22 protein-coding genes are annotated in these 25,172 nt (G+C 71.0%); 8 read left to right on the top strand and 14 right to left on the bottom strand.

The window, feature by feature from the left end; all coding sequences use genetic code 11:
* Positions 1-7: 7 nt before the first annotated feature.
* Positions 8-568, top strand: coding sequence for a TetR/AcrR family transcriptional regulator (locus QSK37_RS45350; RefSeq protein ID WP_285634427.1), 561 nt, complete (start codon positions 8-10; stop codon positions 566-568).
* Positions 569-584: 16 nt separating this feature from the next.
* Here QSK37_RS45350 and nhaA read toward each other — a convergent pair whose 3' ends face one another.
* The 7 genes from nhaA to QSK37_RS45315 form a co-directional block, all read right to left on the bottom strand.
* Positions 585-2,480 (bottom strand): Na+/H+ antiporter NhaA, encoded by a 1,896-nt coding sequence (nhaA, locus tag QSK37_RS45345; protein ID WP_285634424.1) that lies wholly within the window; start codon positions 2,478-2,480, stop codon positions 585-587.
* Positions 2,481-2,601: 121 nt separating this feature from the next.
* Positions 2,602-5,073 (bottom strand): discoidin domain-containing protein, encoded by a 2,472-nt coding sequence (locus QSK37_RS45340; RefSeq protein WP_285634422.1) that lies wholly within the window; start codon positions 5,071-5,073, stop codon positions 2,602-2,604.
* A gap of 104 nt (positions 5,074-5,177) precedes the next feature.
* Positions 5,178-5,636, bottom strand: coding sequence for a TIGR03618 family F420-dependent PPOX class oxidoreductase (locus tag QSK37_RS45335; protein WP_285634420.1), 459 nt, complete (start codon positions 5,634-5,636; stop codon positions 5,178-5,180).
* A gap of 26 nt (positions 5,637-5,662) precedes the next feature.
* Positions 5,663-6,463 (bottom strand): DUF4253 domain-containing protein, encoded by an 801-nt coding sequence (locus tag QSK37_RS45330; RefSeq protein WP_285634418.1) that lies wholly within the window; start codon positions 6,461-6,463, stop codon positions 5,663-5,665.
* A 116-nt stretch (positions 6,464-6,579) separates the two neighbouring features.
* Positions 6,580-7,413 (bottom strand): SGNH/GDSL hydrolase family protein, encoded by an 834-nt coding sequence (locus QSK37_RS45325; RefSeq protein WP_285634417.1) that lies wholly within the window; start codon positions 7,411-7,413, stop codon positions 6,580-6,582.
* Positions 7,414-7,553: 140 nt separating this feature from the next.
* Positions 7,554-8,534: an alpha/beta hydrolase gene (locus QSK37_RS45320; RefSeq protein ID WP_285634415.1), complete on the bottom strand. Its 981-nt coding sequence runs from the start codon at positions 8,532-8,534 to the stop codon at positions 7,554-7,556.
* A gap of 307 nt (positions 8,535-8,841) precedes the next feature.
* Positions 8,842-9,099, bottom strand: a complete 258-nt coding sequence (locus QSK37_RS45315) for a hypothetical protein (RefSeq protein WP_285634413.1) — start codon at positions 9,097-9,099, stop codon at positions 8,842-8,844.
* Positions 9,100-9,902: 803 nt separating this feature from the next.
* Between QSK37_RS45315 and QSK37_RS45310 the strand changes: the two genes are divergently transcribed.
* Both QSK37_RS45310 and QSK37_RS45305 read left to right on the top strand, forming a co-directional pair.
* Positions 9,903-10,187, top strand: coding sequence for a hypothetical protein (locus tag QSK37_RS45310; protein WP_285634411.1), 285 nt, complete (start codon positions 9,903-9,905; stop codon positions 10,185-10,187).
* 524 nt (positions 10,188-10,711) lie between these two features.
* The gene (locus QSK37_RS45305) at positions 10,712-11,320 is read left to right on the top strand and encodes a TetR family transcriptional regulator (protein WP_285634410.1); all 609 of its coding nucleotides are present in this window, start codon (positions 10,712-10,714) and stop codon (positions 11,318-11,320) included.
* 58 nt (positions 11,321-11,378) lie between these two features.
* Here the strand turns inward: QSK37_RS45305 and mctP are convergent, their stop codons facing one another.
* Positions 11,379-13,004: a monocarboxylate uptake permease MctP gene (gene mctP, locus QSK37_RS45300; RefSeq protein WP_285634408.1), complete on the bottom strand. Its 1,626-nt coding sequence runs from the start codon at positions 13,002-13,004 to the stop codon at positions 11,379-11,381.
* A gap of 3 nt (positions 13,005-13,007) precedes the next feature.
* A complete protein-coding gene (locus QSK37_RS45295) occupies positions 13,008-13,283 on the bottom strand; it encodes a DUF3311 domain-containing protein (protein WP_285634406.1) in 276 nt (91 codons plus the stop codon).
* A 336-nt stretch (positions 13,284-13,619) separates the two neighbouring features.
* On the opposite strand from QSK37_RS45295, the gene QSK37_RS45290 reads away from it, so the two are divergent.
* Positions 13,620-15,776 (top strand): anthranilate synthase component I, encoded by a 2,157-nt coding sequence (locus QSK37_RS45290; RefSeq protein WP_285634404.1) that lies wholly within the window; start codon positions 13,620-13,622, stop codon positions 15,774-15,776.
* Between the two features lie 26 nt (positions 15,777-15,802).
* Here QSK37_RS45290 and QSK37_RS45285 read toward each other — a convergent pair whose 3' ends face one another.
* The 3 genes from QSK37_RS45285 to QSK37_RS45275 form a co-directional block, all read right to left on the bottom strand.
* Entirely contained in the window at positions 15,803-16,522 is a 720-nt protein-coding gene (locus QSK37_RS45285; RefSeq protein ID WP_285634391.1) for a hypothetical protein, read from the bottom strand.
* A gap of 128 nt (positions 16,523-16,650) precedes the next feature.
* Positions 16,651-18,678, bottom strand: a complete 2,028-nt coding sequence (locus tag QSK37_RS45280; RefSeq protein WP_285634389.1) for a molybdopterin-containing oxidoreductase family protein — start codon at positions 18,676-18,678, stop codon at positions 16,651-16,653.
* Positions 18,675-19,178: a hypothetical protein gene (locus QSK37_RS45275; protein ID WP_285634387.1), complete on the bottom strand. Its 504-nt coding sequence runs from the start codon at positions 19,176-19,178 to the stop codon at positions 18,675-18,677. Before QSK37_RS45275 ends, QSK37_RS45280 begins: the two co-directional genes overlap by 4 nt.
* A gap of 125 nt (positions 19,179-19,303) precedes the next feature.
* On the opposite strand from QSK37_RS45275, the gene thyX (QSK37_RS45270) reads away from it, so the two are divergent.
* Positions 19,304-20,101 carry an FAD-dependent thymidylate synthase gene (gene thyX, locus QSK37_RS45270; RefSeq protein WP_285634385.1) on the top strand — a complete coding sequence of 266 codons (798 nt, stop codon included), beginning with the start codon at positions 19,304-19,306 and terminating at the stop codon, positions 20,099-20,101.
* Between the two features lie 5 nt (positions 20,102-20,106).
* Positions 20,107-20,820 carry an FAD-dependent thymidylate synthase gene (gene thyX / locus QSK37_RS45265; RefSeq protein ID WP_285634382.1) on the top strand — a complete coding sequence of 238 codons (714 nt, stop codon included), beginning with the start codon at positions 20,107-20,109 and terminating at the stop codon, positions 20,818-20,820.
* A gap of 35 nt (positions 20,821-20,855) precedes the next feature.
* Here the strand turns inward: thyX (QSK37_RS45265) and QSK37_RS45260 are convergent, their stop codons facing one another.
* Both QSK37_RS45260 and QSK37_RS45255 read right to left on the bottom strand, forming a co-directional pair.
* The gene (locus QSK37_RS45260; protein WP_285634379.1) at positions 20,856-21,548 is read right to left on the bottom strand and encodes an SMI1/KNR4 family protein; all 693 of its coding nucleotides are present in this window, start codon (positions 21,546-21,548) and stop codon (positions 20,856-20,858) included.
* 60 nt (positions 21,549-21,608) lie between these two features.
* Positions 21,609-22,004, bottom strand: a complete 396-nt coding sequence (locus QSK37_RS45255) for a PaaI family thioesterase (protein WP_285578432.1) — start codon at positions 22,002-22,004, stop codon at positions 21,609-21,611.
* Positions 22,005-22,151: 147 nt separating this feature from the next.
* Between QSK37_RS45255 and QSK37_RS45250 the strand changes: the two genes are divergently transcribed.
* Together QSK37_RS45250 and QSK37_RS45245 are read left to right on the top strand one after the other, a co-directional pair.
* Positions 22,152-23,036: a DUF4231 domain-containing protein gene (locus QSK37_RS45250; protein WP_285578431.1), complete on the top strand. Its 885-nt coding sequence runs from the start codon at positions 22,152-22,154 to the stop codon at positions 23,034-23,036.
* A gap of 72 nt (positions 23,037-23,108) precedes the next feature.
* Positions 23,109-25,172, top strand: a complete 2,064-nt coding sequence (locus tag QSK37_RS45245; protein ID WP_285634376.1) for a toll/interleukin-1 receptor domain-containing protein — start codon at positions 23,109-23,111, stop codon at positions 25,170-25,172.

Here is a 25,172-nt window from a genome sequence, read left to right as displayed (position 1 = left end):
CGTACACATGACCTCGCGCGATGCGGCCGCCACCAGACAGCGGATCCTGGAGCACGCCCGACGCCAGTTCGCCCGGCACGGGTACGCGGCGGTCACGGTCAAGGGCGTGGCCGACGCGGCCGGCGTGTCGCCCAACCTCATCACGCGCTACTTCGGCGGCAAGGACGGCCTTTTCCTGGCGGCGGCCCGGGTGGAGATCCCGGTCTCGGACTCCTTCGACGGCGACCGTTCCGCGCTGGGTTCGCGTCTGGCGGCGAGCATCGTCCAGCGCTGGTTCGGCGCACCCGGGGAGGACCCGCTGCTCGTGCTGCAACGCGCGTCCGGCGAACGCCCGGAGGCGGCGGAGGCGCTGGCCGCCTTCCTCGACACCAACTCGCTGGAGCCGCTGCACCGCTACCTGCGCGACAGCGGCCTGGACGACGCGGACGCCCGCGGCCGAGCCGCGGCGATCGACGCCTTCGTGCTCGGCGTCTCGACCCGCCGCCGGGTCCTGCGTTCCGAACTCGGCGACCCCGCTGATCTCCAGGCCTGGCTGAGCGCCACCATCCAACGCCTCGCCGATGGGTGACGCCTCGGTCAGGGCGCTAGGAAACGCTCCCCAGGTAGGCGCGGGCGCGGGCGGCGCGGATGGCCGCGGACAGGGTCTCGATGTCGTACGCGCCGTAGTGGCGCTTGCCGTTGATGAAGAACGTCGGGGTGCCGGACACGCCGCTCAGATCGGCGGAGTCGAGGTCCTCGGCGACCCGCGCCGCGCCGAGGTGGCGGCGCAGGTCGACGCCGAACCGGTCGACGTCGAGGCCGAGTGCCTCCGCGTGCCCGAGCAGGTCACGGGCGCGCAACCGGTCCTGGTTGGCGAACAGCCGGTCGTGCATGTCCCAGAACATCCCCTGGACGGCGGCCGCCTCGGAGGCCTCCGCGGCGAGCTGGGCCTCCGGGTGCACGTCGTGCAGCGGCAGGTGGCGCCAGACGTAGCGGACGTCGCCGAAGTCGGCGAGCAGCTCGCGTACGACCGGCTCGGCCTGCCCGCAGTACGGGCACTCGTAGTCGCCGTACTCGACGACGGTGACGGGGGCGTCCGACGGCCCGCGGATGTGGTCGCGGTCGGGGTCGACCGGGGCGGCCAGGTCGACGATGGGGTCGGCGGTGCCGAGCAGCGCCCGCAGCTTCAGGCGCTTGGGCAGCATGCGGGTGACACGGAAGATCGCCCAGGTGAGGACCGAGGCGACGAGCGCGGAGCCGAGGATGCCGAGCTTGGCCTCCTCCAGCTGCGTGCCGTGGAAGGCGAGGGTGGCGATCAGCAGCGAGACGGTGAAGCCGATGCCGGCGATCGCGCCGCCGCCGACGACCGCCGCCCACCCGACCGGCACCTGGATCCGCCCGCGTGTCAGGCGCGTGATCAACCAGGAGAAGCCGGTGATGCCGACCGGCTTGCCGGCGATGTAGGCGATCAGGATGCCCAGCGTGATCGGCGAGGTCAGCGCGTGGGAGAGCAATCCGCCGCTGATCGCGACCCCGGCGTTGGCGAGGGCGAAGATCGGCACGATGACGTAGCTGGTCCACGGGTGGTAGAGCAGCTGCAGCCGTTCGTTCGGCGAGATCGCCGAGGCCAGCCCGTCGCTCGCGGTGCGCGCCAGTTCGGCGGTCGGCTGCTCGCGGAACAGCCGGAACATCTCGCTCGCCCGCTGGAGGTCGTCGCGTGCGGCGGGAGAGGCGTACGTGAGCAGTCCCAGCACGAGGCCGACGACGACCGGCTCGATGCCGGACTCGAACATCGCCACCCACGCCACGATGCCGAGCGCCGCGTACACGATCCCGTGCCGCTCCCCGCGGACCCGCAGGATCAGCACGACGACGAGGACGGCCAGGGTGACGAGCAGTGGCATCATCCGGACGTGGCTGCTGTAGAACACCGCGATCACGGCGAGGGCGACCAGGTCGTCGACGACCGTGACGGTGAGCAGGTACGCGCGCATCCGCGACGGGACGTTCTTGGCGGCCAGGGTGAGCATGCCGAGCGCGAACGCCGTGTCCGTCGACATCGCCGCGCCCCAGCCGCGCGTGGACGGCCCGCCGACGTTGATCGCCAGGAAGATCGCGATGGGCACGATCATCCCGCCGACGCCGGCCATCAGCGGCAGCACGAGCCGCCGCCGGTCGCGCAGTTCGCCCATGTCGAACTCGCGGCGCGCCTCCAGCCCGACGACGAAGAAGAAGAACGTCATCAGGCCGGTGTTGACCCACTCACGCAGATCCTGGGACAGCCCCGAGCCGCCGAGCCGGATCGACAGCCGCGTGCCCCACACCGACTCGTAGGAGGACGAGTCGACGTTCGCCCACAGCAGTGCGGCCACCGTCGCGGTCAGCAACAGGGCGGCGCCGCCCGTCTCCGTACGGAGGAACTCGCTCAGCGGCGTCTTCAGCTGCAACGCCCAGGCGGTCCGTCCGGAGAACCGCTCGGCGGCCTCCCCGGCCTCGCTCATCTCGGAGAGCTCATCTGGTGCCGTCTCCGCTGGAGACCGGTCGAGATTCCCACAGAAAGCATCGTAATCGGGCGTGCCTCCACCTGGAGCCATGCGTGTCCGGCCGAAGGCGGGCCGGCTCCTACATCGCCGGGACCCCGATCTGGATCTCGGCGGCGGAGGCGTACCCGCCGCCCGCCTCAACGGCCGTGAGCCGGACGTAGCGGGCCTCGACGTCCGGCAGGGTGATCGACTTGCGGGTCGCGTCGAGCGGCCAGGTGCCGGTCGCCACCCGCGTGTAGGTCACTCCGTCGACGCTGGTGGCCAGCTCGTACCGGGTGATCACGCCGTTGTGGTTGCCGTCCTCACGCGGCTGGTAGGTGACCTGGGAGATCCGCCGCGTACGGCCGGTGTCCACGGTCACCGCCTGGGGGAGGGCGGCGCGCGGGCTCCACTCGCTGTGCCACATCGACTCGACGCTGCCGTCGACCGCCTTGCGCGGCTCGTAGCCGTGATGGAACCCGGTCCCCGTCGCGCTGAGCCACTGCCCGGGCAGATAACGGACGTCTCCGGTCGGTGCCACGGGCGTCACCGCCAGGTCGTCGAACTCCGCGTGCCGCCACGGCGCGACCGCCAGCCCGGTCTGCCCCGACGCGTGCGTCGACGAGACGACCTGGGCCAGCCGCCGGCCGTCGAGGTACGCGGTCACCTGGTCGCCGGAGAAGCGGAGCCGCAGCCGGTGCCACGTGGCCGCGCCGACCGGCGTACGGCCCGCCGCCAGCGTCCGGCGCTGGACCGGGCGCCGGCTCTGGGCCTCGACGCCCGCGCAGGCGGGGTCGCTGGGCACGCAGAGCCTGGAGTCCTGTCCCTGGAGGTTCTCGTCGTAGAGCTGCCAGTCGCCGCTGCCCGACACGCGCAGGTGGATGCCGGAGACGGCGTCCGCCCACTGCCCGTCGACCCGGCCCAGCAGCTCGACCCAGCCCTCGCCGTCGCCGTCGAGGCGGGCGTCCACCCCCGCCTCGTAGTCGCGCCAGGACCTCAGGTCCCCGACGACGGTCACCGGCCGCCGGAGCCAGCCGTTCCACCACACCGGCTGCTCATCGATGACCTGGCGCAGGCAGCGCCCGGGCCGCCCGTCACAGGGCGCGACCTCGAACGCGCCGTCGAGGTCGGAGACGTAGCGGGGCGCCGACCCGAGGGCGGTGGAGCCGAAGCCGTCGCGGTAGGGCAGCCGCAGCGGTGCCGGCGGCGGTGAGACGGCCCGGCCCCTGCCCTGCCCTCGCGTCGTCGTCAGTGTGTAGACGTGCCCCGGAGCGAGCGTGAGCGTGTCTCCGGGCCGTACGGTCCCCTCGCGTACGAACCACCGCCGTGAGTCGCCGGAGGACAGGTCCGAGGACCACACGGCCGCCGGGCCGTCCGGCAGGCCGCCGCCGACCGTGAACCGCAGCCGCTGCGGCGCGGTCGCGTCGATGGTCTCGGCGATCATGCTGTAGTCGCGGGAGTCCGGGGAGCGCAGCGCCACGTAGCTGCCGCCGCCGTCGAGGTAGCCCTTGGCGGAGTCGACGTAGCGCCAGCCCGGTTCGGTGAACTGGGTCGTGTGCGCGACGGCCCACAGGCTCGGGCCCGCGACGTACGCGCCGGACCACGGCTCGTTCGCGCCCATCAGACCGGACGCCTGGAAGGGCATCGTGTCGTACCAGGAGGCGATCAGCGCCCAGTTGATCGTCGAGGTCATCGCACCGTCGATGTAGGGCCGCGAGAGCGCGCGGGCCAGCGGCGCGGCGCCCGAGTCGTACGGCAGGGACCCCTGTTCGCTGGCGTGCAGCGGCTTGCCGAGGGCCTGCGCCGCCGCCGGGCTCGGACACTGCAGGTAGTCGGTGAGGTACCCGCAGACGTAGTGCTGCCCGACGACGTCGACGGCGGCGGCGAAGGCCGGGTTCGCGGCGATCGGCTGGAGCACGTCCCAGTTGAAACTGTCGTCGGCGACCACCTTGACGTCGCCGTACCCGTGCTCGCGCAGCGCCTGGTGGAGCCGTACGAACCAGTCGCCGTCGGAGTAGCCCTCGTTCCAGCCGCCGAGGTAGTCGATGCGCAGGTGGTGCCGTGCGGCGCAGCCGAGCCAGGAGAGCAGGTAGTCGATGTTCCGGTCCGTCCACACGGTCGGGCGCGCCGCGTCGCTGCCGGTCCAGCCGGGCGCGCCCCACTGCAGCGCGGACAGCCTGATGCCGGGGTTGCGGGCCTTTGCCTGCTCCATGAGCCACCACTCGTAGCCGCGGTCGCAGTTCAGGTCCGACGGGGTGCGCCTGTGGCTCGGCTCGGCGCCGTCGGTGGAGTTGGTGTCGCCGCCGATCTCCACCTTCAGGATCTGCAGCGCCGCCCCGTAGCCGGGCTTGAACAGGTAGTCGAGTATCCGGCTGCGCTGCGGCTCCGGATAGTCGACGAGCAGCCGGGACGAGGCGCCGGCGCTGAGCGCGCCCACGCCGTCGAAGACCCGCCCGCCCGAGGCGCCGTCGATCGTCACCTGGGGCGGTGCGGCGGCACGTGCGGGGGAGGCCAGGGCCAGCAGGGGCAGCAGGCCGAGGACGAGCAGGAGCCAGCGGGGGCGCGCGCGCATGTCGTCTCCTCACGGACAACGCAACGCACCACCGATTTTCACGTCCGTCACCGGACGTCAACAGATCTGTCCGGAACCGGCAGCCCGCCGGTCCACACGTTTCGTCAGCCGCCGGGCGTGAAAAGCACGTGCTCCGGACGCACCCGTACGGTGATCCGCCGCTCGTCGGCGGACCGGTACGGGTAGCGGTCGACGCCGAGGTACTTGTGCGCCAGCCGGTCGATCACGTCGTCGGCGCCCTCCTCTTCGAGCCGGGCCCGCCCGGAGACGCTGACGGTGCGGAAGGCGTCGTTCGGGTCGACCATGCTCACCGACACCCGGGGGTCGGCGCGCAGGTAACGCTCCTTGGCCCGCCCGACGGCGGTGTTGAAGATGACGTCGTCGCCGTCGACGTCGACCCACACGACCGTGTTGTGCAGGGATCCGTCGGGGCGCACGACCGTCGCCCACCCGGGAAAGGCCTCGGCCAGCAGCGCCTTGGCGTCATCGGTCATTCCGGCCATCGCGGCCATGAAGTCGTCTCCCGTCTTCGGCGACGGCGTGTGACATCGCCGTCTCTTCACGTGACGGAACCGAGTCTGACGGCCGATCACTCCCAGCGGAACGACCAGACCCGCGCGTCGCGGATCTGCTCGGCGTGCCCGGCCAGCGTCCCCGGCCCCTGGACGATGGCCTCGGGGCAGAACGTCGCGTGCTCGGCGGCCACCCGCAGGGCGTGCCGGAAGGTGACGGGCGGTGCGGCGACGCTGAGTTCGAGGGTGTCGAAGCCGAGGCCGACGACCCGTACGCCGAACCGGTCCTCCCAGCCCCGTACGACCGCCGACAGCGGCGCGGTGAACGCGTTGTGGTGGCGCGCGCCCTGCCAGCCGACGGCGGCCAGCACGTCGGCGCCGCGCCCGGCCGGGACGAGGCCGAGGGGGCGCCCGGCGAGCCGCGCTGCGAGGCGCTCGGCGGCCGCGCCGGGATCCTCACACGGATGCCCCGCCGGGGCGAGGCCGGGGGAGTAGCGGCCGAACGGCGTCAGGTCGATCGGCGGCTCGTGCCACTCCGCCCACACCTCGGCCACGAACGCGGCGGGGTCGTAGGTGTCGATCTCGGCCACCGGCTCGGGCGCGATCTGCCCGGCCGACCAGGGCTGGGCGGAGTCGTCCAGGAGCAGCGGCCACAGGCCGGTCTCGGCGTGCGCCGCGTGGAACCGGGCCCACAGGCCGGGCGGCGCGGGTCCGTCCGTCATCCAGAGCGCCGGCCCCGCCACCCCTTGATGCTGGGGGAAGCTCGGGTCGGGCCACACCGGATATCCGGGCGGGAGTGTCACGGAGAGTGACGGGTCCAGGGCGTGATCGGAGAACAGATCGTCTACGCCTGCCGTCAGCGGTTCGAGATCGTCCATCGCATCGCTCCGGCACCGGGCCTCCCGGCGCTGCGGGAGATCGTAATGCGACCGGGCCGCCCATGTGCGGGCGGCCCGGTCAAAGTGTGATTTCGGTTGCGGATGCGCCCGAGGCGTCAGCTGTCCTTCGCGTGCGACTTGGCCAGCGCGGAGCCGGCCCCGGAGGTGAATACCGGCAGGTAGCCGGACGCGTGACCGGTGGCCGTCGGGTGGTAGGAGTCGCTGATGTCGGTGAAGTCGACGGCGTGCAGCCAGCCGTCGCCGGAGCACAGCTCGTGCCCGGAGAACTGACCGCGTACGTCGGCGAAGGTGAACCCGGCATTCGAGGTCGCGGTGCCGATCACGCCATCGAGCACGTCGGCGGCCTGGTTGAGCGCCACGTGCTTGGTGTGGCTCAGCCCGACACAGAACGTGTCGTTGCTCGTGTACAGGTGCGGGTAGTCGAGCACGACGAAGCGCGCTGAGGGGGCGCGGTTCCGCATCGTGCTGAACAGGTTGTTGAGGTTGCCCGGCAGCGTGTTCCTCGCGTAGCTCTCGGCGGAGGCGACGGCGTTCAGGCAGTCCTGGTCGCTGCCCAGAACGCACGTCTGCATGGTGCTGGAGAAGCCCGCGTCATTGCCGCCGATGGTGATGCTCGCGAGCGTCGTGCTGGAGCTCAGGGCGCTGATCTGGTTGTTCAGCACATCGCCGGTCTTGGCGCCGGAACAGGCGACGAACTTGAACGACGCGGGGGAGTGCGAGGACGCCCACCGGGAGGCATAGGCCTTGCTGCTGCGCTGGCAGCCGCTGTCCAGGTCGTAGGACCCGGTGCCGGTGCCGGAGGAGTAGGAGTCGCCGAGGGCGACGTAGTTGGTGGACGACGCGAACGCCGGCGAGGTGGCGGCGGTGACGGCGGCGGCCGCGAGGGACACGGCGCAGGCGGTCGAGGCGACGAGGCGGGGGAATTTCATCGGCTCTCCAAGGCGGGACTGACGCTCGCCTTACTCAAGCACCGTTTCCGCCCTTTGGGGAGAAGCCGAAATCGGCCGATTTATGGATGGTTTCGCCATTGACAAATATGAACGGTACGTGTCAGATAACTGACGGTTACTTACGCGAGTGTAACCTGCGGACCGCGTCCGAGGGCGATGAGCGCCAGGTTCCGCAATGACGGCGAACCGGGCCGCAGATAGTCGCTGTGCCCTCCGGAGCCGGCCGCGAACACGCGGGCGCCGAAACCCGGGGAGACCGGGTCGGTGCCGAAGCCGAGCCCGAGCACATGAACGTGCGGCACGAACTGCATCCAGTCGCCCGACCCGCGCGCGGCCCAGACGTGCGCGCGCGTGCCGAGCGCGGCCACGGTCGCCGCCCGCATCCCCGGGCTGCCGAACGCCGCGACGTCGGTCACGGGCAGGCCCCGCAGGGCCTCGCCGCACACCACCGAGCCGTAGCTGTGGCACAGCAGCGTCGTCCCGGCCCGGGGATTGAGCCGGTGCAGGGCGCGGACCAGCCGCCGCAGCCGCGGGGCGCCGGCGTCGGCGCGCACGTCGGTCATGACGCCGGCGCTCGTCACCTTCGGCGGGCTGTAACCGAGCCAGGCGACGACCGCCAGGCCCGGATGCGGGTCGAGCGCCGTCGCCTCGGTGAGCAGGGCGCGCGCGCCGCCCCCGGGCGTGGAGTACGGCCGGTCTCCGCGCGTGTCGAACGTGGACAGCGTGGTGTCGGCGCCGGGCACGAAGATCGCCACCCGCCGGGCGTGTGCCAGATCGCCGACGACCTCCACGGCCTGCCCGGTGCCGCGGGGGTCGAAGGACAGGAACTGCCGGCCGGGCGTCAGGAGACGGCTCAGCGACCGGGCCCGCTCACCGTCCTGGATGCGCCGCGCCGTCCTCAGCGCCTGTCCGACGGCGCGCCGGTTCGCCTTGTACCGCGCGGCGAGCGTGGACACCGAGATGGCGGGCAGCGCGCCGGGCCGGGCGTACAGGTCGACGCGGGACGCGCCCAGCGTCGTCACCCAGACGGCGATGATGACGGCCACGGCCGCCAGGCACCTTCCCAGGACGCGGGAGCGGGGAAGGCGCGGCGTGGCCATACGGAACATCCTCCGGGTGTCGGGTGTCGGGTGCTGGGGAACGGGAGCCGGGCCGCGTCACCGGAGCGGACCGGCCACGGCCGGCGCGACCGCCCCCGAGCCGCCGAACATGTCGCCGGCAGGCGGGCTCTGGCCGCCGTACGAAGTGAGACGGGCGTCCGGAGCGTTTTGTTCCGGCCGGCCGCCGCCCGATCCTAAAGGTTGTTCTCACCACGCCGGACCGGCGAAACACCCTTCGCGACGGCCGCGGGTCGGGCCTCTTCACGCTGTCCTGTAAACCCCTAGGAACCGGAAGACCTCACGGCCTTCAGTCGAAGACTTCCTTCACCGCCAGCACCGACGAGAGCGGACCCTTCACGATCACCGGAGCGGCACCCACCTCGCGGGAGCCGTCCTGGAACGAGAACATCGCCACCTCGCCGCCTTGCGGGATAGCAGGTTCGATGTTGTCTAGCCAAGGGGCCGTCGTCGACACGACCCGGAACGTGCCTTCCTCGACCTCATGCCAACCGCTGGCGAGAAGAACCTCAGTGACGGCGCCGACCGTGATCCCATCTACGTCCATGGCTCGACCTTCTACTACTGCCCGCGTCAGTGTCCACTAGCGGTACTGGACCCGCAGTCAACACGGGAAACACCACCGGCTTGTGCACCCCTACCTCGTCACACCGACCGCTGCCCGAACATGAGATCAGGGTCCTTGCCCTTCTCGCATAACACGAGTTCGACCATGACCGCCATCCCCCTCTAACAGTCGAAACGACCGGGTCGGCGCACGGTTATGGGAGCGCCACGAACTTCGCGCCCAACCGCCTCAGTCTCTCCGCGGCCGCCCGCTCGTCCATCCCCACCAGCCGCAGACCGCGTCCCCGCGCTCAGGGCATCCCGCCCACCACGGACCACGATGCCGAACGTAGTGCGGGGGAGAGATACCCAGACGACGCGGTCAGCCTGCGTGACCGGCTTCGCCGCTCAGGCTGGCCAAGATGTACGGCGGGCTCGAGCTGAGATTCTCTAATCTCGACTTTCCTCTTCGGGCTTGCTCAGTGTCTCTGGCAGCCGGCCCGCTGCATTCATTGACGTGTACAGAGGGAAGATGACAAGGAACACCAGGGAGCCCATGATCGCTAGGTATACGAAGGCTTGGGCCTCCGGGTCTGGTAGATCACCACTCAAAACCTCGAGGCAGTACAACTCCGCGACTAGGTTGCACAGCCCGAGGGTGTAGAGAGCGATGATCGCTACGATGCGTCCGATGATCTGAGCTGGCCGCCGTCTAACTGCGTCGTTGGTCGCTGATCGCGCTTGGCTCGTGCTTATGACGGCTCGGGCTTCCAGGACTCCAGCTAGTGCGAAGACAGGGATGGTTTGGGCGCCGGTGCTGGCGAGGGCTTCGGTCATTGCCATGAGCGCATCCTCGGCGGGCTGATGCCGGCGGCGGGGGCATCTGGCCGTTCCTGGCCTGACGTGGACCTGTGCCGGGCCGCGGCGGAGGCGCACGATGCCGGCATGGCGAAGGCGCGGAGGCAGGTGCCGCAGTTCGTGAAAGACCGGATCGCCCGCCAAGCGACGCGCGAGAGCAACGAACAGCGGCATGGCGAGCGTGACTTGGTACCCATCATCGGTAGTTCCGGTCTCAAGCCGTTTCGCTAAGGAACTCGTAGTGATGAGTCGAAGGGAGGGCGGGCTATGTCGTCAGCGGTTGGTATGACCAGGAGCCTTTCACGAGAAGCGTCGCCATCGGGATCTGCCCGTAGATCCATGCTTCCGGCTTGCGAGGAGGGTCTCTATGGGGCCTGGCGGCGCATGGTCGGAGATCACCATCGTCCGAGGCTCATTGTGGCCGTCCCCGGCCGCTTCTGATCGACCTGTGGGTACGCCGTGTCATACGTCGCTGGATGGCGAAAGCGATCGCGCGAGGCCTCGCTGCGGTCACCTTGCGCTCTCCTGGACGTCGCTGACGCGATCCGAGAGGCGTCTCGCAGGGAGTGACATGTATTACGCCCCTACGGGACTCGTGATCCAGTGAACCTTGATGCCGGGGTGCTCCTCCGGCGCGTACGGTGACGTTCCCCGCCCGGGCCGCGTGGATGCGGCCGGCGTCACACCGGTCCCGCGGCGAGCGGCCGCGCCGCGGTGGTTACGCTCGTCGGATGGACGGCGGCCGGGGAGGCGAGATGGAGACGGAGACCGGGGCGAGGCCGCTGACCGGGCGTGACCCACGCCGCCGCCGGGCCCTGCTCGACGCCGCCGACCGCATCATCCTCCGCGAGGGACCCGACGTGTCCATGGCCTCGATCGCGGCCGAGGCGGGCATCAGCAAGCCGATCCTGTACCGCCACTTCGGCGACAAGAGCGGGCTCTACCAGGCCCTCGCCGAGCGCCATGTCCGCGTCCTGATCGACGCCGTGCGCACCGCGTTCCGCGCCCCGGGCGAACTCCGCGAGCGGGCGCGGGCGGCGATCGACACCTACCTCGCGACCATCGCCGCCAACCGTCACCTGTACGGCTTCCTCGTCCACCGCGCCGGCGCGGAGGACACCGCGACGCACAGCGTGATGGGCACGCTCATCCGCGGCCTGGGCGGCGAACTCGCCGAGATGCTGCTCGCCGAGGGCCGCCTGCGCGACCCGGTCCGCGGCCACATCTGGGGCCACGCCGTGGTGGGAATGGTCCAGGCCGCCGGAGAGTGGTGGCTGGAGCACGCGACCGTCCCCCGCGCCACCGTCGTGGACGGCATCGTGGACCTGCTCCTCGACGGCTTCCCGGCCCCCGGCCGCCCCTGACCCCGGCCGTCGTCGAAGCGGCGGCCCGGCGGGAGATCGCCGGGCCGCCGCTGTCCGCTCAGGTGGCGAGGCCCTCCTCGACCTCGCGGGTGCCCTGGACGACCTTCGGGTCGCCCTCGTCGGCGACATAGTCGTCGGCGCGGGTGATGTCGACGCCGTCGGCGGTGCGCAGGGCCCGCAGCAGCACCGTCGCCAGCACCGCGACGATCAGGTTGATCGCCAGGGCGATCGCGCCGACGTACACCGTCATCTTGGTGTCGATGCCGATGTCGCTCAGCGGGTAGGCCGAGCCGCCGAAGTGCAGCTTCTTGGTGGCCGGGTTGGGGATGCGGTAGAGCATCCACATGCCCGCCGCCATGCCGGCCACCCAGCCCGCGATCAGGCCGCCGCGGTGGAACCAGCGGGTGACCAGGCCGAGCGCGACCGAGGGCAGGGTCTGCAGGATGATGACGCCGCCGATCAGCTGCAGGTCGATGGAGAACTGCGGATCCAGCAGCAGGATGGCCAGCACCGCGCCGATCTTGACGACGAGGGAGGCGAGCTTGCTGACCGTGGCCTCCTCCGACGGGGTCGCGTCCCGCCGGAAGTACTCCTTGTAGATGTTGCGCGTGAACAGGTTCGCCGCGGCGATCGACATGATCGCGGCGGGCACCAGCGCGCCGATGCCGATCGCGGCGTACGCCACGCCGGTGAACCAGCTCGGGAAGACGTGGTCGAACAGCAGCGGCACCACCGTGTTGCCGTCCGGCTTGCCGTTGCCCCCGGCGACCGGCTTGATGCCGCCGGCGATCGCCATGAAGCCGAGCAGCGCGATCAGGCCGAGCAGGAAGCTGTACGCCGGCAGGGCCGCCATGTTCCGCTTGATGACGTTGCGGTTCTTGCTGGCCAGCACGCCGGTGACGCTGTGCGGGTACAGGAACAGCGCGAGGGCGGAGCCGAGCGCCAGCATGGCGTAGTTCAGCTGGTTGTTGTGGTTCAGCAGGGTCCCGTCCGTCGGGGCGGGCGTCTTGTCGAACTTGGCCTGCGCCGCGCCGAAGATGTGGCTCCAGCCGCCCAGCTTGTGCGGGATGTAGAAGATCGCGACGAGGATCACGACGTAGATCAGCAGGTCCTTGACGAACGCGATCAGCGCCGGCGCGCGCAGGCCCGACTGGTAGGTGTACGCCGCGAGGATGGCGAACGCGATGATCAGCGGCCAGTGGCCCTTCACGCCCATCGCCTCCAGCGTCGCCTGGATGCCGACGAGCTGCAGGGCGATGTAGGGCATGGTCGCGACGATGCCGGTGATCGCGACGAGCAGCGCGAGCGTCGAGGACCCGAACCGGGCCCGTACGAAGTCGGCCGGCGTGACGAAGCCGTGGACGTGCGAGACCGACCAGAGCCGGATCAGCACGAGGAACACCAGCGGGTACACGACGATCGTGTACGGCACGGCGTAGAAGCCGGCCGCGCCGGCGCCGAACACCAGCGCGGGCACCGCGACGAAGGTGTAGGCGGTGTACAGGTCGCCGCCGACGAGGAACCAGGTGATCCACGAGCCGAAGCTGCGGCCGCCCAGGCCCCACTCGTCCAGGCTCTGCATGGTGGTGGGCCGCCGCCAGCGGGCGGCGACGAAGCCCATCGCGCTGACGATCAGGAAGAGGACGATGAAGATGACGAGTTCGGTGGTGTGCCTGCCGGACATCGGTCAGTCCTCCTTCGTCTCGGCCGCGGAGGACGCGGAGGACGCGGAGACGTCCGCGCCGCCCGACGGGCGTCGCGTCATGAGGTAGACGATCGTCGTGCAGCCGACGCCGAGGACGATGAACGCGAACTGCATCCAGTAGAAGAACGGAAAACCGGCCAGTCGCGGCTTGTCCTTGTTGAAGAGGAACGTCAACAGGGGAACGACGACCGGGAGGATGAGCAGCCAGTTCCAGGGACTGCGGTCACTCCGGCGTGGTCCGGGCTCTGCGTCGGCCAACGGTCCTCCTCGCGTACGTCAATGGGGAGCCGCGCCGGGGTACCTTCCGGGCGGCCGAATCGTCCGCAGAAGATTTAAGGAAGGACGGGTCTCGGTTCGGTCTCGGCTACGCGTCTCTTTGGACGTTTCGTCCCCTCATCTGGGCCGTTGTCCGTGCTCACGGAGCGGACCGGCTGGCGCGCCGCCCCGCTCACGGGGTAATCTCGTGCCATGCGAACCCCGGCCAGGCAGCAGTGGTGGTGGCGCCGCTAGGCGGCGCGGGTTTCGCGTTCTCGGACACCGCAGCGACCGCCCTCGTCCGGCGGTCGTTTCTCGTTTCCGCCGACGAGGGCCTGAATGATCGAAGGGCCGATCGTGGAGACGACGACGGACTATACGACGGCGGGCGGCCTACGGGTCGTCCGTACCGACACGCCCGTTGACCCGGCGCGTAAGAGCGACGCGCTGGACGCGCTGGTCGAGGCGGTGGGCACCCGCCGGGGCGGCGTGCTCAGCTCCGGCATGGAGTACCCCGGCCGGTACAGCCGCTGGCACATGGCCTACGTCGACCCCTGCCTGGAGATCGTCGCGCGCGGACGCCGCCTGACCGTACGGGCCCTCAACGAGCGCGGGGAGGTCCTGCTCCCGGCCGTCTCGTCGGCCGTGGCCAGGACCGGCGAGCCCGCCGAGGTCCCCGGCGGCGTCGAGGTCTTCGTCCCCTCCTCCGACGAGGTCGTCGCCGAGGAGGAGCGCAGCCGCCGGCCCACGGTCTTCACCGCGCTGCGCGCCGTCTGCGACCTGTTCGCCGGGCCCGACCCGCACCTCGGCCTGTACGGCGCGTTCGGCTACGACCTGGCGTTCCAGTTCGAGCCGATCCGCCTCGCCATCGAGCGCCCGGCCGACCAGCGCGACCTCGTCCTCCACCTCGCCGACGAGATGATCGTGGTGGACCGCAAGCGCGAGACCTCGGCGCGGATGTCCTACGACTTCGAGGTCGGCGGCGTCAGCACCCGGGGCCTGCCGCGGCGGACCGAGTCCACGCCGGCGCCGCGGCCGCGTGAGCTCCCGCCGCAGCCCGAGCCCGGCGCGTACGCCGAGGTGGTGCGCGCGGCCAAGGAGAAGTTCGTCCGCGGCGACCTGTTCGAGGTCGTGCCCGGCCACGTCATGTACGGCCCGTGCCCGTCGCCGGCGGCGTTCTTCGAGCGGCTGCGGGTCACCAACCCGGCGCCGTACGAGTTCTTCTTCAACCTGGGCGAGGGCGAGTTCCTCGTCGGTGCCTCGCCGGAGATGTTCGTGCGCGTCACCGGCGACCGGGTTGAGACGTGCCCGATCTCCGGCACCATCCGGCGCGGCGGCGACCCGCTGGAAGACGCCGACAACATCCGTGAGCTGCTCAACTCCGCCAAGGACGAGTCGGAGCTGACGATGTGCACCGACGTCGACCGCAACGACAAGTCGCGGGTCTGCGTGCCCGGCAGCGTCAAGGTGATCGGCCGCCGGCAGATCGAGATGTACTCCCGGCTGATCCACACCGTCGACCACATCGAGGGGCGGCTGCGGCCCGGGTACGACGCGCTCGACGCGTTCCTGACGCACATGTGGGCGGTCACGGTGACCGGCGCACCCAAGACCTGGGCGATGCAGTTCATCGAGGACCACGAGGAGACGCCGCGGCGCTGGTACGGCGGCGCGGTCGGCTGCATCGGGTTCGACGGTTCGATGAACACCGGCCTGACGCTGCGCACCGCGCAGATCCGTGACGGCGTCGCGGCCGTGCGCGCCGGGGCCACCCTGCTGTACGACTCCGACCCCGACGCGGAGGAGCGCGAGACCTACCTCAAGGCGCGTGCCCTGATCGCCGCTCTGTCCCCGGTGGAGGACGCCGAGGGGGAGGCGAAGGCCGGGCGCGCCCAGGCGGGCGAGGGCCTGCGGGTGCTGCTCGTGGACCACCAGGACTCCTTCGTCAACACCCTGGCCGACTACTTCCGCCAGCAGGGCGCCGACGTGACGACGCTGCGGTTCGGCTTCCCCGACAAGATGCTGGACGAGATCCGGCCGGACCTCGTCGTGCTCTCGCCGGGCCCCGGCCGGCCCGCGGATTTCGACACGGCCGGCCTGCTCGACGCCGTCTACGCCCGCGACCTGCCGGTCTTCGGCGTGTGCCTCGGCCTGCAGGGCATGGTCGAGCACGCCGGGGGCGAGCTCTCCCTGCTGCCCGAGCCCGCGCACGGCAAGCCCGGCCGCGTCGCGGTGGAGGGCGGCCGCCTGTTCGCCGGCCTGCCCGCGGAGTTCACCGCGGCGCGCTACCACTCGTTGCACACCACGCGGGAGCAGGTCGGAGCGGCGTTCGAGGTGACGGCGACGCTGGACGACGTCGTCATGGCGATCGAGGACCCGGCCCGCCGGCGCTGGGCGGTGCAGTTCCACCCCGAGTCGATCCTCACCGCCACCGGCGAGACCGGGCACCGGATCATCACCAACGTCCTGGAGATGTGCCGCGCCGGACGGCGGTGAGCCGTGCGGACCGCCCGGGGGGTCTCTCAGAGACCGCCCCCGGGCCGGTCCTCCCCGCCGCCGAGGCGGTCGTGGAACTCCTCCAGCAGCGTCCGCAGGTCGGTGGGTGAGAGTCGCGGCGCGGCGCGGTCCAGCCGCTCCTCGCCCGCTCCGGGCAGGTAGACGTCGGTCGCGGCGGCGGCCACCTCGCCCTGCACGATCAGCGTGCTGGTGCCCCGTGCCATCGACGCGGCGTTGTGCACGATCGGGTACGGCTGGTGGTAGTACTCGCCGGCCGCGACCTTCTTGCGCCGCACCTCGCGCAGCCGGGCGGGGCCGGCCAGCCGCAGGACGTACTCCGCGCGGGATCCGGGGGACTCGTAGCGGTAGTGGCTCACGGCGAGCGGGCCGTCCGGATCCTCCTCGTACTCCGACAGCTCCAGCTCGCCGGCGGCGAGGTAGGACACGAAGTCCCAGCGATGGTTGTGGTAGTCGCCGTCCACCCAGGGCTGCCGCTGCCGCCACTCGTGCCACACGAGCTTTCGTCCGGCGGGCGAGACCGCGAGCACCACCTTGGTGAAGTCGTTGTGGTGCCGGTAGCCGTTCGCGGCGCACCAGGCGAGACGGCTCTCGTCCGCCAGGATCGACCGGACGAGCGACCGTACCCCGCCGCCCTCGACGAAGGGCCGGTAGAAGGTCTCGATGTAGCCGGGGGACAGAGGCAGGGCGTCGCCCAGGTCCGTGCATACCGCTTCGCGGGTCGTCATCACGCTCCGATCGACCGATGATCAGTACAGGCCAATACCCGTACGTCGCCTGTCTTGATCGGTTCAGCGATGACGTGTGCCGGTGGCAGGCCGCGGCGGGCAGGATCCACCGGAGATATCAGGAAATATCAGGCAAGATCAACCTCGACACGGTTGTCATGGAAGACCGCGCCGTGGCCCATGTCCGAGTCGCGTTCGTCGATCGTCGCGTTCACCGTGGTACCGCCGGTGAACTTCGCCCAGCGACCCTTGGTGGTGGCCGCCACGCCGGGGCGTACGCGGTCCGAGACCTCCGCCGTGGCCTCGAACGCGCCCCGCGCGTTGTGCACGCGGACCGCGGCGCCGTCGGCGATGCCCCGCGCGGCGGCGTCGTCCGGATGCAGGACGATCACCGGCCCGCCGGCCCGCCGCCGCAGCTCGGGGTTGTTGCCGAAGGTCGTGTTGAGGAAGTGGTGGGGCGCCGCGGAGATGAGCACGAGGCCCCCGCCGGAGTCGGCGTGCGGGGTGAAGGCGGGCAGCGGGTCCAGCCCCAGGCGGGTGGCGCGCTGGGAGTAGAACTCCAGCCGCCCCGAGGACGTCGGGAAGCCCTCGGCGAACGGCAGGAAGGGCCGGTCGACGTTCAGCCGGACGAACCCCTCCTCCCGCAGCCGCTCCACGGTGACGCCCTCCAGCCAGGGGTGCGGCGAGTCGAGCAGGTCCCGTACGAGCTCCTCGTCGGAGGCGTACAGGCTCGGCTCGGTCAGGCCCATGCGCCGGGCGAGCCGCCGGAACGTCTCGGAGGTGGACAGGCACTCGCCGGGCGGGGCGGCGGCGGGCTCGTTCCAGACCAGGTAGAGATGCCCGTACCCGGCGATGACGTCGAGGTGCTCGGGCTGCATCGTGGCCGGCAGCACGATGTCGGCGTAGTCGGTGGTGTCGGTGGGGAAGTGCTCCAGGACCACGGTGAACAGGTCCTCACGGGACAGCCCGCGCCGTACCTTGTTCTGGGCGGGGTTGCTGCCGACCGGGTTGGCCGCGATGACGAAGAGCGCCTTCACCGGCGGATCGTCCACCTCGAGCAGCCCTTCGCCGAGCCGGGTCATGGTGAGGCTGCGCACCGGGTGCGGCAGCAGGTCGATCCGCACCAGCTTGGGCAGGTTCAGCTTGAAGTGGCCGCTCGTGGAGTAGCACAGCCCGCCGCCCGGCAGCGCCCAGTCGCCGGTCACGCCGGGCAGGCAGGCGAGCGTGCGCAGCGCCATGCCGCCGCCGGCGTGCCGCTGGAGGCCCTGCGTCGCGCGGATCGCGGTCGGCCGGGTCCGCGCGATGCGTTCGCCGAGCGCGACGATCCGCTCCTCGGGCAGCCCGGTGATCTTGGCGACCAGGTCGGGCGGGAACTCCTCGATGCGGGCGCGGAACTCGTCCCAGCCGAGCGTGTGCGCGTCGATGTAGGCCTGGTCGTGCGCGCCCATGCGCACGATCACGTGCAGCAGGCCGAGGGCGAGCGCGGCGTCGGTGCCCGGCATCGGGGCCAGGTGCTCGTCGGCCTGCTGGGCGGTGCGGGTGCGCACCGGGTCGATGGCCACGACGTACGCCCCGTCGAGGCGGGCGTCCTGCACGGACTTCCAGAAGTGGTGACCGCTGGTCAGCGGGTTGGTGCCCCAGAGCAGGATCAGTTTCGACCGGGCGAAGTCCTCCGGGTCCATGCCGCCGGAGGTGCCCAGGGTGTACTTCAGGCCGGCGCTGCCCGCGGGCGAGCAGATGGTGGGCTCGTGCACCGAGGCGCCGAGCACGTTGAAGAACCGGCGGCCCGCGAAGCCCTCCATCCCCTGGACGTACCCCAGCGACCCGGTGCCGTGGAACGGCCAGATCGCCTGGCCGTCGTACTCGTGCATGATGTCGCCGAGCCGGCCGGCGATCTCGTCGAGAGCCTCGTCCCAGCCGATCCGCTCGAACCGGCCCTCGCCCTTGCGGCCGACGCGCCGCATCGGGTGCAGGATCCGGTCGGGGGCCGCGGTCTGCTCGAGGTAGCGGTTGACCTTCACGCACAGCGCGCCGCGCGTCACCGGGTGGGCGGGGTTGCCGCGCAGCTTCACGGCCGTGCCGTCGTCGTCCACGGTCACCAGCCAGGAGCAGGCGTCCGGGCAGTCGAGCGGGCAGGCTCCGACGGTCGTCTTCACACTTCGCCCTGGAAACGGGCGGCGAGGTAGCCCTCGATGTCGGGTCCGCCGGGCCGGGAGAGCACGTGTTCGAGCCAGGCGCGCCGTTCGAAGTCGGTGACGGCCAGCTCCCACACGCAGCCGATCGCGAGCGTCGGATGCGGCCGCATCGCGCCGAGCCGCGTCGGCAGGGCGGAGTACACCCGCTGGTGGATCTCGTTCTCGCCGGCCCACCAGTCGAACAGGGCGAAGGCGTAGTCCTTCGCGTCGTGGAGGATCACGAAGCCGACGCCGTACCGGTCGCTGTCGTGCGGGTCGCCGCCGCCGTTGTGCACGGCCGGGTGCGGCAGCACCGAGGGCACGAGGGCCTCGCCGACCGTGACGAGCTCGGGCCGGAGCGGGCCCCCGTTCACCGTGATGCCGTAGAACTTCAGCCGCCAGCCGGCCGCCTCATGAACCTTGAGGAAGCTGATGGCCCGTGGTCGGTACGCGCCGGTCCTGGTGATCGTGCTCTCCGTCACAGGCCCTCCTGAGGACAGGTACTCCTCCCTTTATACCTGCCAGGAATGTCCGTACTGAATGCGCATTACACCCCTGCCGGTGTCGCTCGGCGCGCCGCCGGTGGACCGTTCTAGGCTTGGGTTTCATGAAGAGTGTCGAACCCGAGGTCCACCTGGTCGCCCGTCCCGAGCTCGACTACGACGAGGTCGCCCGCTACCTCGCCGACGTGGGCGGCACGGCGTGGCTCGAGCGGCTGGACCGCGGCGACCTCGACACGGAGCTGAACGACCCGCAGAACCTCGCCGAGTTCGCCGGCCGGCTCTGCTACCGGTCGTGGGAGCCGGGGCTCAACCCGAACGTCACGAAGGTCCGCACCGACCAGATGGCCTACCTGGAGAACATCCTGCGCAGCCTGCACGGCTCGGTGCTGGAGCACGTCAGCTTCTCCTTCGTGCTGCACAACGTGAGCCGGGTCCTGACCCACGAGCTGGCCCGTCACCGGCCGGGTGTGGCCATCTCCCAGGAGTCGCTGCGGTTCGTGCGGCTGCAGGACATCCCGTTCTGGTTCCCCGAGTGGGCGCGCGAGGACGACGAGCTGATGAAGCGCGCCACGGCGCTCCTGTCCCAGATGGAGGAGTTCCAGGGCTGGATGGCCGAGCACTTCGGGCTCGACGACGAGGGCGTCCCGTTCAAGGAGAAGAAACACAAGACGAGCTTCATGCGCCGCTTCGCGCCCGAGGGCGTGGCGACCGGCCTGGTCTGGACGGCGAACGTCCGTACGCTGCGGCACGTGATCGAGGCCCGCACGGCCCCCGGCGCCGAAGAGGAGATCCGCCTGCTGTTCGGCAAGGTCGCCGAGGTGATGCGGCGTGAGGCGCCGGCGCTGTTCGGCGACTACGTCGTCGAGGACGGGGCCTGGACGCCCCAGTGGCGCAAGGTGTGACGCCGATGGAGATCTGTTTCCGCAGCGGCGTGACGGTGGAGCTGGTCAAGCACGCCGCCTCCGACGCCGACGTGATCTGGGCGGCCCGCGTCTCGACCAAGGGCGAGAGCTCGCTGGCCGACGTCGAGGCCGACCCGGAGCGCTCCCGCGGGCTGATCAACTTCCTGATGCGCGACCGGCACGGCACGCCGTTCGAGCACTCCACGCTCACGTTCTACGTCCGCGCGCCGATCTTCGTCTTCCGTGAGTTCATGCGGCACCGGACGTTCAGCTACAACGAGGAGAGCGGCCGCTACCGCGAGCTCGAGCCGGAGTTCTACGTGCCCGGGCCGGAGCGCAAGCTCGTGCAGGTCGGCAAGCCGGGCCGGTACGACTTCGTCGAGGGCACGCCCGAGCAGCACGCGCTGGTCACCGAGGCCACCAAGGAGGCGTACCGGCAGGCCTACGGCGCCTACCGGCGGATGCTCGACGCCGGGATCGCCCGTGAGGTGGCCCGCACGGTGCTGCCGGTCGGCCTCTACTCCTCGATGTACGCCACCTGCAACGCCCGCGCCCTGATGAACTTCCTGTCCCTGCGCACCCGGCGGGAGGACGCGGCCTTCCCGTCGTTCCCGCAGCGCGAGATCGAGATGGTGGCCGAGCGGATGGAGCGCGAGTGGGCCGCGGTCATGCCGCTGACCCACGCGGCGTTCGAGGCCAACCGCCGGGTCGCGCCCTGACCCCGTGCCGGCCGAACATCCTGGTCGCCATCGCCTCAGGGCCGGTCGCGGCCGGAGAACCGTGCGTACAGGGCGTTGAAGAAGTGCTCGTCGGGATCACCGAACCACGGACGTGGCCCGGTCCGGGTCCGGATCACGGATGACCGCCAGGCCCGGCGGTGTACCACCTCGTCCAGCAGGATCTCCAGGAGGCCGGTGAAGCCGTCGGCGCACAGGAAGTGCTTCTCCTCGTCGCGGCCGAAGTTGATGATCTGCCCCGGGGTGCCTCGTTCGGCGGGATCGAAGTCCAGGCCCACGTAGTCGGCGCGCACCGGGTCGGACCAGAGGGGAATCCAGCCGGGGGAGGTGTACAACGGCCTCACCACGTCCTCGGCCGCCGAGAACACCGAGCCGATCTCCTGGAGGCCGGCCAGGCCGCCCTCCTGCTCCTGTGACCTGCGGAGGTCTTCCCACTCTTCCCAGAGAGCCACGATGTGCCAGGTCGACAGGAACGACAGGGTCGGCAGGCAGGGCATCGCGTAGGTCTCGTCCAGCGTGGTCATCGTGGTGCGTTGCCCGTTGTGCATCCGGAGTACCTCGCTGACCTCCACGGGGAGCGCGCGCCCGGTTCGGGCCGCCACGACCTCGAGATCGGCGTCCGTGGCGCCCGGCGCCAGGTTGGCGTACGCGTCGGGAACCTCTCGGGCCAGCCAGGCCACGTACGCCGAGAACAACTCGACCGACCGCATCGTTCCTCCCGGACAGAAGGCTGGGGGTGTTGGTGATCTACAGCGTAAAGGCGCCCGCCGTCAGGACCGCAACACGGCCTGCGTCTGGGTGGTCTGGGCGACGTGGCGTCCGCCGTCGTCGTACAGGTCGGTCTGGACGACGATGGTGGTGCGCCCGGCGTGCAGCGGGCGCGCGACCGCCCGCACCCGCCCCTCGCGTACGGCGCGGAAGAAGCGGCTGCTCGACTCGACCGTCGTGGTGGCGGTGTCCGGGGGCAGGTTGAGGAAGGCGCAGGCGGCGCCGATGCTGTCGGCGAGGGTCATCAGCGCGCCGCCGTGCAGCGCGCCGCCGGCGGTGCAGCGCTCCGGCGCCCAGCCGAGCGTTCCGGTGACCTCCTCGGGGGACGCCGTTTCGATCGTTACGCCGGTGGCCTGCGCGAACGGCATCGCCGAGCGCAGCTCGTCGGGGGAGGGCATGCGCGACAGTCTGCCAGTTCCCGATCGCCGGACCCGTTACCTCCGAGGTCGTTGCGCCGATTCCCGGCTCACCGTAAATGGCGTTGGGGCTGGCCGTATAGGACGTCTCATTGACATTTATGCGTGCGGTGATGCATTTCTTGGTGTGTGGAGGTGATAGCGGAGTCGGAGTTTCCAGCGCTCTACCGTGCCGCCGACAACAGCGCGGTGGTGGGGCAGCGGCGTTTTCTCCTCGCCGTCCGGTTCCAGCTCTCCTCGCTCCTGCTCGCCGCCGTCTTCGGCTCGTTCAGCATCAACGCCGGGCACGTCGACGCCGCCGCGATCTGCGCGGCCGCGGCGCTGGCCACGGCCCTGGTCACCGAGGTCTTCCTGCTGACCGTCCGGCCCGACCGCCACTGGTACGAGGCGCGCGCCGCCGCCGAGTCCGCCAAGACCCTCGCGTGGCGCTACGCCGTCGGCGGCCAGCCGTTCGATCTGGACGGGGGCGCGGACGACCACGGCGCCGAGCGGCTCCTCCTGCGGCGCTTCACCGGTATCACCTCCAGCCTGCGCGACTTCGCCCTGGTGCCCGTGCGCGGTGGGGACCGCCAGGTGACCTCGGCGATGCGCCAGGTGCGCACGCTGCCGCTGGAGGAGCGGCAGCGGCAGTACCTCATCGGGCGGATCAACGACCAGCGGGCCTGGTACGCCGACCGGGCGCGGCGCAACGAACGCCGCAGCGCCCAGTGGTCGGTCGGGCTGGCCGCCCTGGAGACCGCCGGACTCGTCGCGGCCGTGCTGGGGGCCGTCCAGCTGATCAATTTCGATCTGCCGGGGATCGTCGGCGCCGTCGCCGCGGGCGGCGTCGCGTGGCTGCAGACCCGGCAGCACCAGCAGCTGGCCAGCGCCTACTCCGTCGCCGCGCTCGAACTCGCCGACATCGCCGAACGCGCGGAGTGGCCGCGGACCGAGACCGAATGGGCGCACTTCGTGGACGAGGCGGAGGAGGCCATCTCCCGCGAGCACACACTCTGGTGGGCCTCGCATACCTGAGACGACCCATGGGCACCGGCGGGGCGGCTCCCGCGTCGAAGTGAACGACGGCAGCGCTGAACGGAGGAATCGTTGAGCCACGGACCGGCCGGCTTCGACGTGTTCATCAGTTATGCCCATGATGACGACCGGCAGGTCATCCAGCGGCTGGCCGAGGAGCTCCAGGAGGCGTTCGCCGCGATCGCCGGCCGCCGGCTCACCGTCTTCCTCGACCAGGACGGGATCCCGACCGCGCAGCGCTGGGAGCGGACCATCACCAGCGCTCTGCGCACGAGCTCGGTGATGATCGCCGTGCTCACCGAGCGGTACCTGGTCTCGGACTGGTGCGCGCGGGAGTACGAGTTCTTCGTACGGACCGAACGGGACCACTCGCTCGAGGAGGGCTCCGCGCGCTCGATCCCCCGGATCTTCCCGGTCATGCCCGCCGGCGCGCCGGCCGAGGACGGCCTGACCGCGGAGCAGCGGCGACGGCGGCTGGACGTGAACGAGCGGCAGGGGATCGACCTCGCGGGACTGGCGGGCGCGGAGTTCACCCGGGAGGTGACCCGGCTCGCGCGCGACATCCACGACGCGCTCGTCCGCCTGCGCGGCGCCTCACCGGCCGCGCCGGCGCCGGCCGGCGACGAGGAGACCGAGCACCCGCAGGTCACCTCCGATTACGTGGGCCAGGGCGACCGGTTCGTCTCGCTGCTCACCGAGGCCGTGAACGTCACCGTCGTGGGCTGGACCAACACCAGCCTCGCCGAGTCGCTGGAGGCGGCGCTCAAGCGGAAGCGATCCCGGCACGGAAGCCACGCCTTCTGGCGTTCGCTGCGCATCGTCTTCCTGAAGGACGACCTGCTGGAGCTGGTCCGCGACGAGCACGACGCACAGTTTCCCGACAAGGAGACGGCGCTGCGACGGCGCCGGCAGAACGCCGGGTACGGGCGGCGGTCCCTGTCGGCGTTCCTGCAGAAGGAAGGCCAGCCGCACCGGCTGACCCTGTACGAGTACGGGCACATCCCGCCCTTCACCGGGACGCTGTTCGACATGCCCGATGGGCGCCGCATCGTGCAGATGGTCATCCGCCCTCCGCGGCGCAGCGCCTCCGACCACCTCATGCTGGAGTTCGCCGACCGTACCGACCAGTACTTCGGCGCGGCGTTCAACGACATCGTCGACCTCAGCGCCAGGTACGACGAGGTGCTGCCCATCGGCGAGCCCGATGACGACGACGTCTTCCAGGTCACCGAGGCGCGGTTCAGCAACCGGGTGCTGCAGGACGGCTCCGGCACGACGGGCTGGCTGCCGCTCGTCCTCGTCGTCACCTGGTGGCAGTCGCGGGGCGCGGCCGTGCCGCTGCTGCAGTTCCGCACCTCGCGCAATGCCGAGCGCGAGCTCGACCACCTCTCCCACCCCGCCGGGTACATCACGCAGGAGGACTACCGGCGGCTGGAGGAGCACGCGGCGGTCGCGACGTTCCCCCTCCCGCCGCACGCGCCGATGGTCGCCGCCCGCCGCCGGATCGCGCTGGAGCTCGGCGCGGACCTGTCGCAGGAGGTGACGTTCGCGCGGAACATGCGCTACTACCACCACGCCAAGGAACACCTGTTCTACTGGGTGTTCGACTGCAGGCTGCCGGCGCGGTTCCAGTTCCCGGCCGACGCCGAGATGCGCCCGTACACCCTGGAGGAGCTCCTGGCGATCCGGGAGAATCAGGCCGTGGAGTACGCCCTGCGGCTGTGCCGCGACCACCACGCGTCCCGGCGGGACCTCGAACGCATGGCGCGGCTGTCCGCGGACAACCTGGTCGTCCACGGCCACGACGAGCTCGCCGCCGCGCTCCTGGACACCGTGCGCGGCGACGGGGCGGCGGAGCCGGCCGCGCTCCAGGCCGAGCTGACCGCCCTCGCCGAGCGAACCCGGCGGACCAACCGCACGGGCGTGGGGGAGCGGCCGGTCCTCGGGCTGTCGGGCCTGGAGTACCGCGAGTTCTTCACCGGGATTCTTCCGCTGTACGTCCGCCTCGGGGTGCCGGGCGCGGTGGAGTACCTCGAAGGGCTGGAGGCCGACGCGACGCGCTACGCGGCCGTCGAGCGGCTCGCCGCGACCTACGCCGACGCCGGCGTGATGACCGAACTTCCCCTGGAGACCTGA

Source organism: Actinoallomurus iriomotensis (genome assembly GCF_030269445.1).
GTDB lineage: Bacteria > Actinomycetota > Actinomycetes > Streptosporangiales > Streptosporangiaceae > Actinoallomurus > Actinoallomurus iriomotensis.
The sequence above is the reverse complement of the archived record's forward strand: the minus strand, read 5'-3'. Positions and strand labels throughout refer to the sequence as shown.

Coding starts and splice junctions, on each gene's coding strand:
- QSK37_RS45350 (WP_285634427.1), top strand. CDS start 8: ATGACCTCGCGCGATGCGGCCGCCACCAGACAGCGGATCCTGGAGCAC.
- nhaA (WP_285634424.1), bottom strand. CDS start 2,480: ATGAGCGAGGCCGGGGAGGCCGCCGAGCGGTTCTCCGGACGGACCGCC.
- QSK37_RS45340 (WP_285634422.1), bottom strand. CDS start 5,073: ATGCGCGCGCGCCCCCGCTGGCTCCTGCTCGTCCTCGGCCTGCTGCCC.
- QSK37_RS45330 (WP_285634418.1), bottom strand. CDS start 6,463: ATGGACGATCTCGAACCGCTGACGGCAGGCGTAGACGATCTGTTCTCC.
- QSK37_RS45325 (WP_285634417.1), bottom strand. CDS start 7,413: ATGAAATTCCCCCGCCTCGTCGCCTCGACCGCCTGCGCCGTGTCCCTC.
- QSK37_RS45320 (WP_285634415.1), bottom strand. CDS start 8,534: ATGGCCACGCCGCGCCTTCCCCGCTCCCGCGTCCTGGGAAGGTGCCTG.
- QSK37_RS45315 (WP_285634413.1), bottom strand. CDS start 9,099: ATGGACGTAGATGGGATCACGGTCGGCGCCGTCACTGAGGTTCTTCTC.
- QSK37_RS45305 (WP_285634410.1), top strand. CDS start 10,712: ATGGAGACGGAGACCGGGGCGAGGCCGCTGACCGGGCGTGACCCACGC.
- mctP (WP_285634408.1), bottom strand. CDS start 13,004: ATGTCCGGCAGGCACACCACCGAACTCGTCATCTTCATCGTCCTCTTC.
- QSK37_RS45290 (WP_285634404.1), top strand. CDS start 13,620: ATGATCGAAGGGCCGATCGTGGAGACGACGACGGACTATACGACGGCG.
- QSK37_RS45285 (WP_285634391.1), bottom strand. CDS start 16,522: ATGACGACCCGCGAAGCGGTATGCACGGACCTGGGCGACGCCCTGCCT.
- thyX (WP_285634385.1), top strand. CDS start 19,304: ATGAAGAGTGTCGAACCCGAGGTCCACCTGGTCGCCCGTCCCGAGCTC.
- thyX (WP_285634382.1), top strand. CDS start 20,107: ATGGAGATCTGTTTCCGCAGCGGCGTGACGGTGGAGCTGGTCAAGCAC.
- QSK37_RS45260 (WP_285634379.1), bottom strand. CDS start 21,548: ATGCGGTCGGTCGAGTTGTTCTCGGCGTACGTGGCCTGGCTGGCCCGA.
- QSK37_RS45255 (WP_285578432.1), bottom strand. CDS start 22,004: ATGCCCTCCCCCGACGAGCTGCGCTCGGCGATGCCGTTCGCGCAGGCC.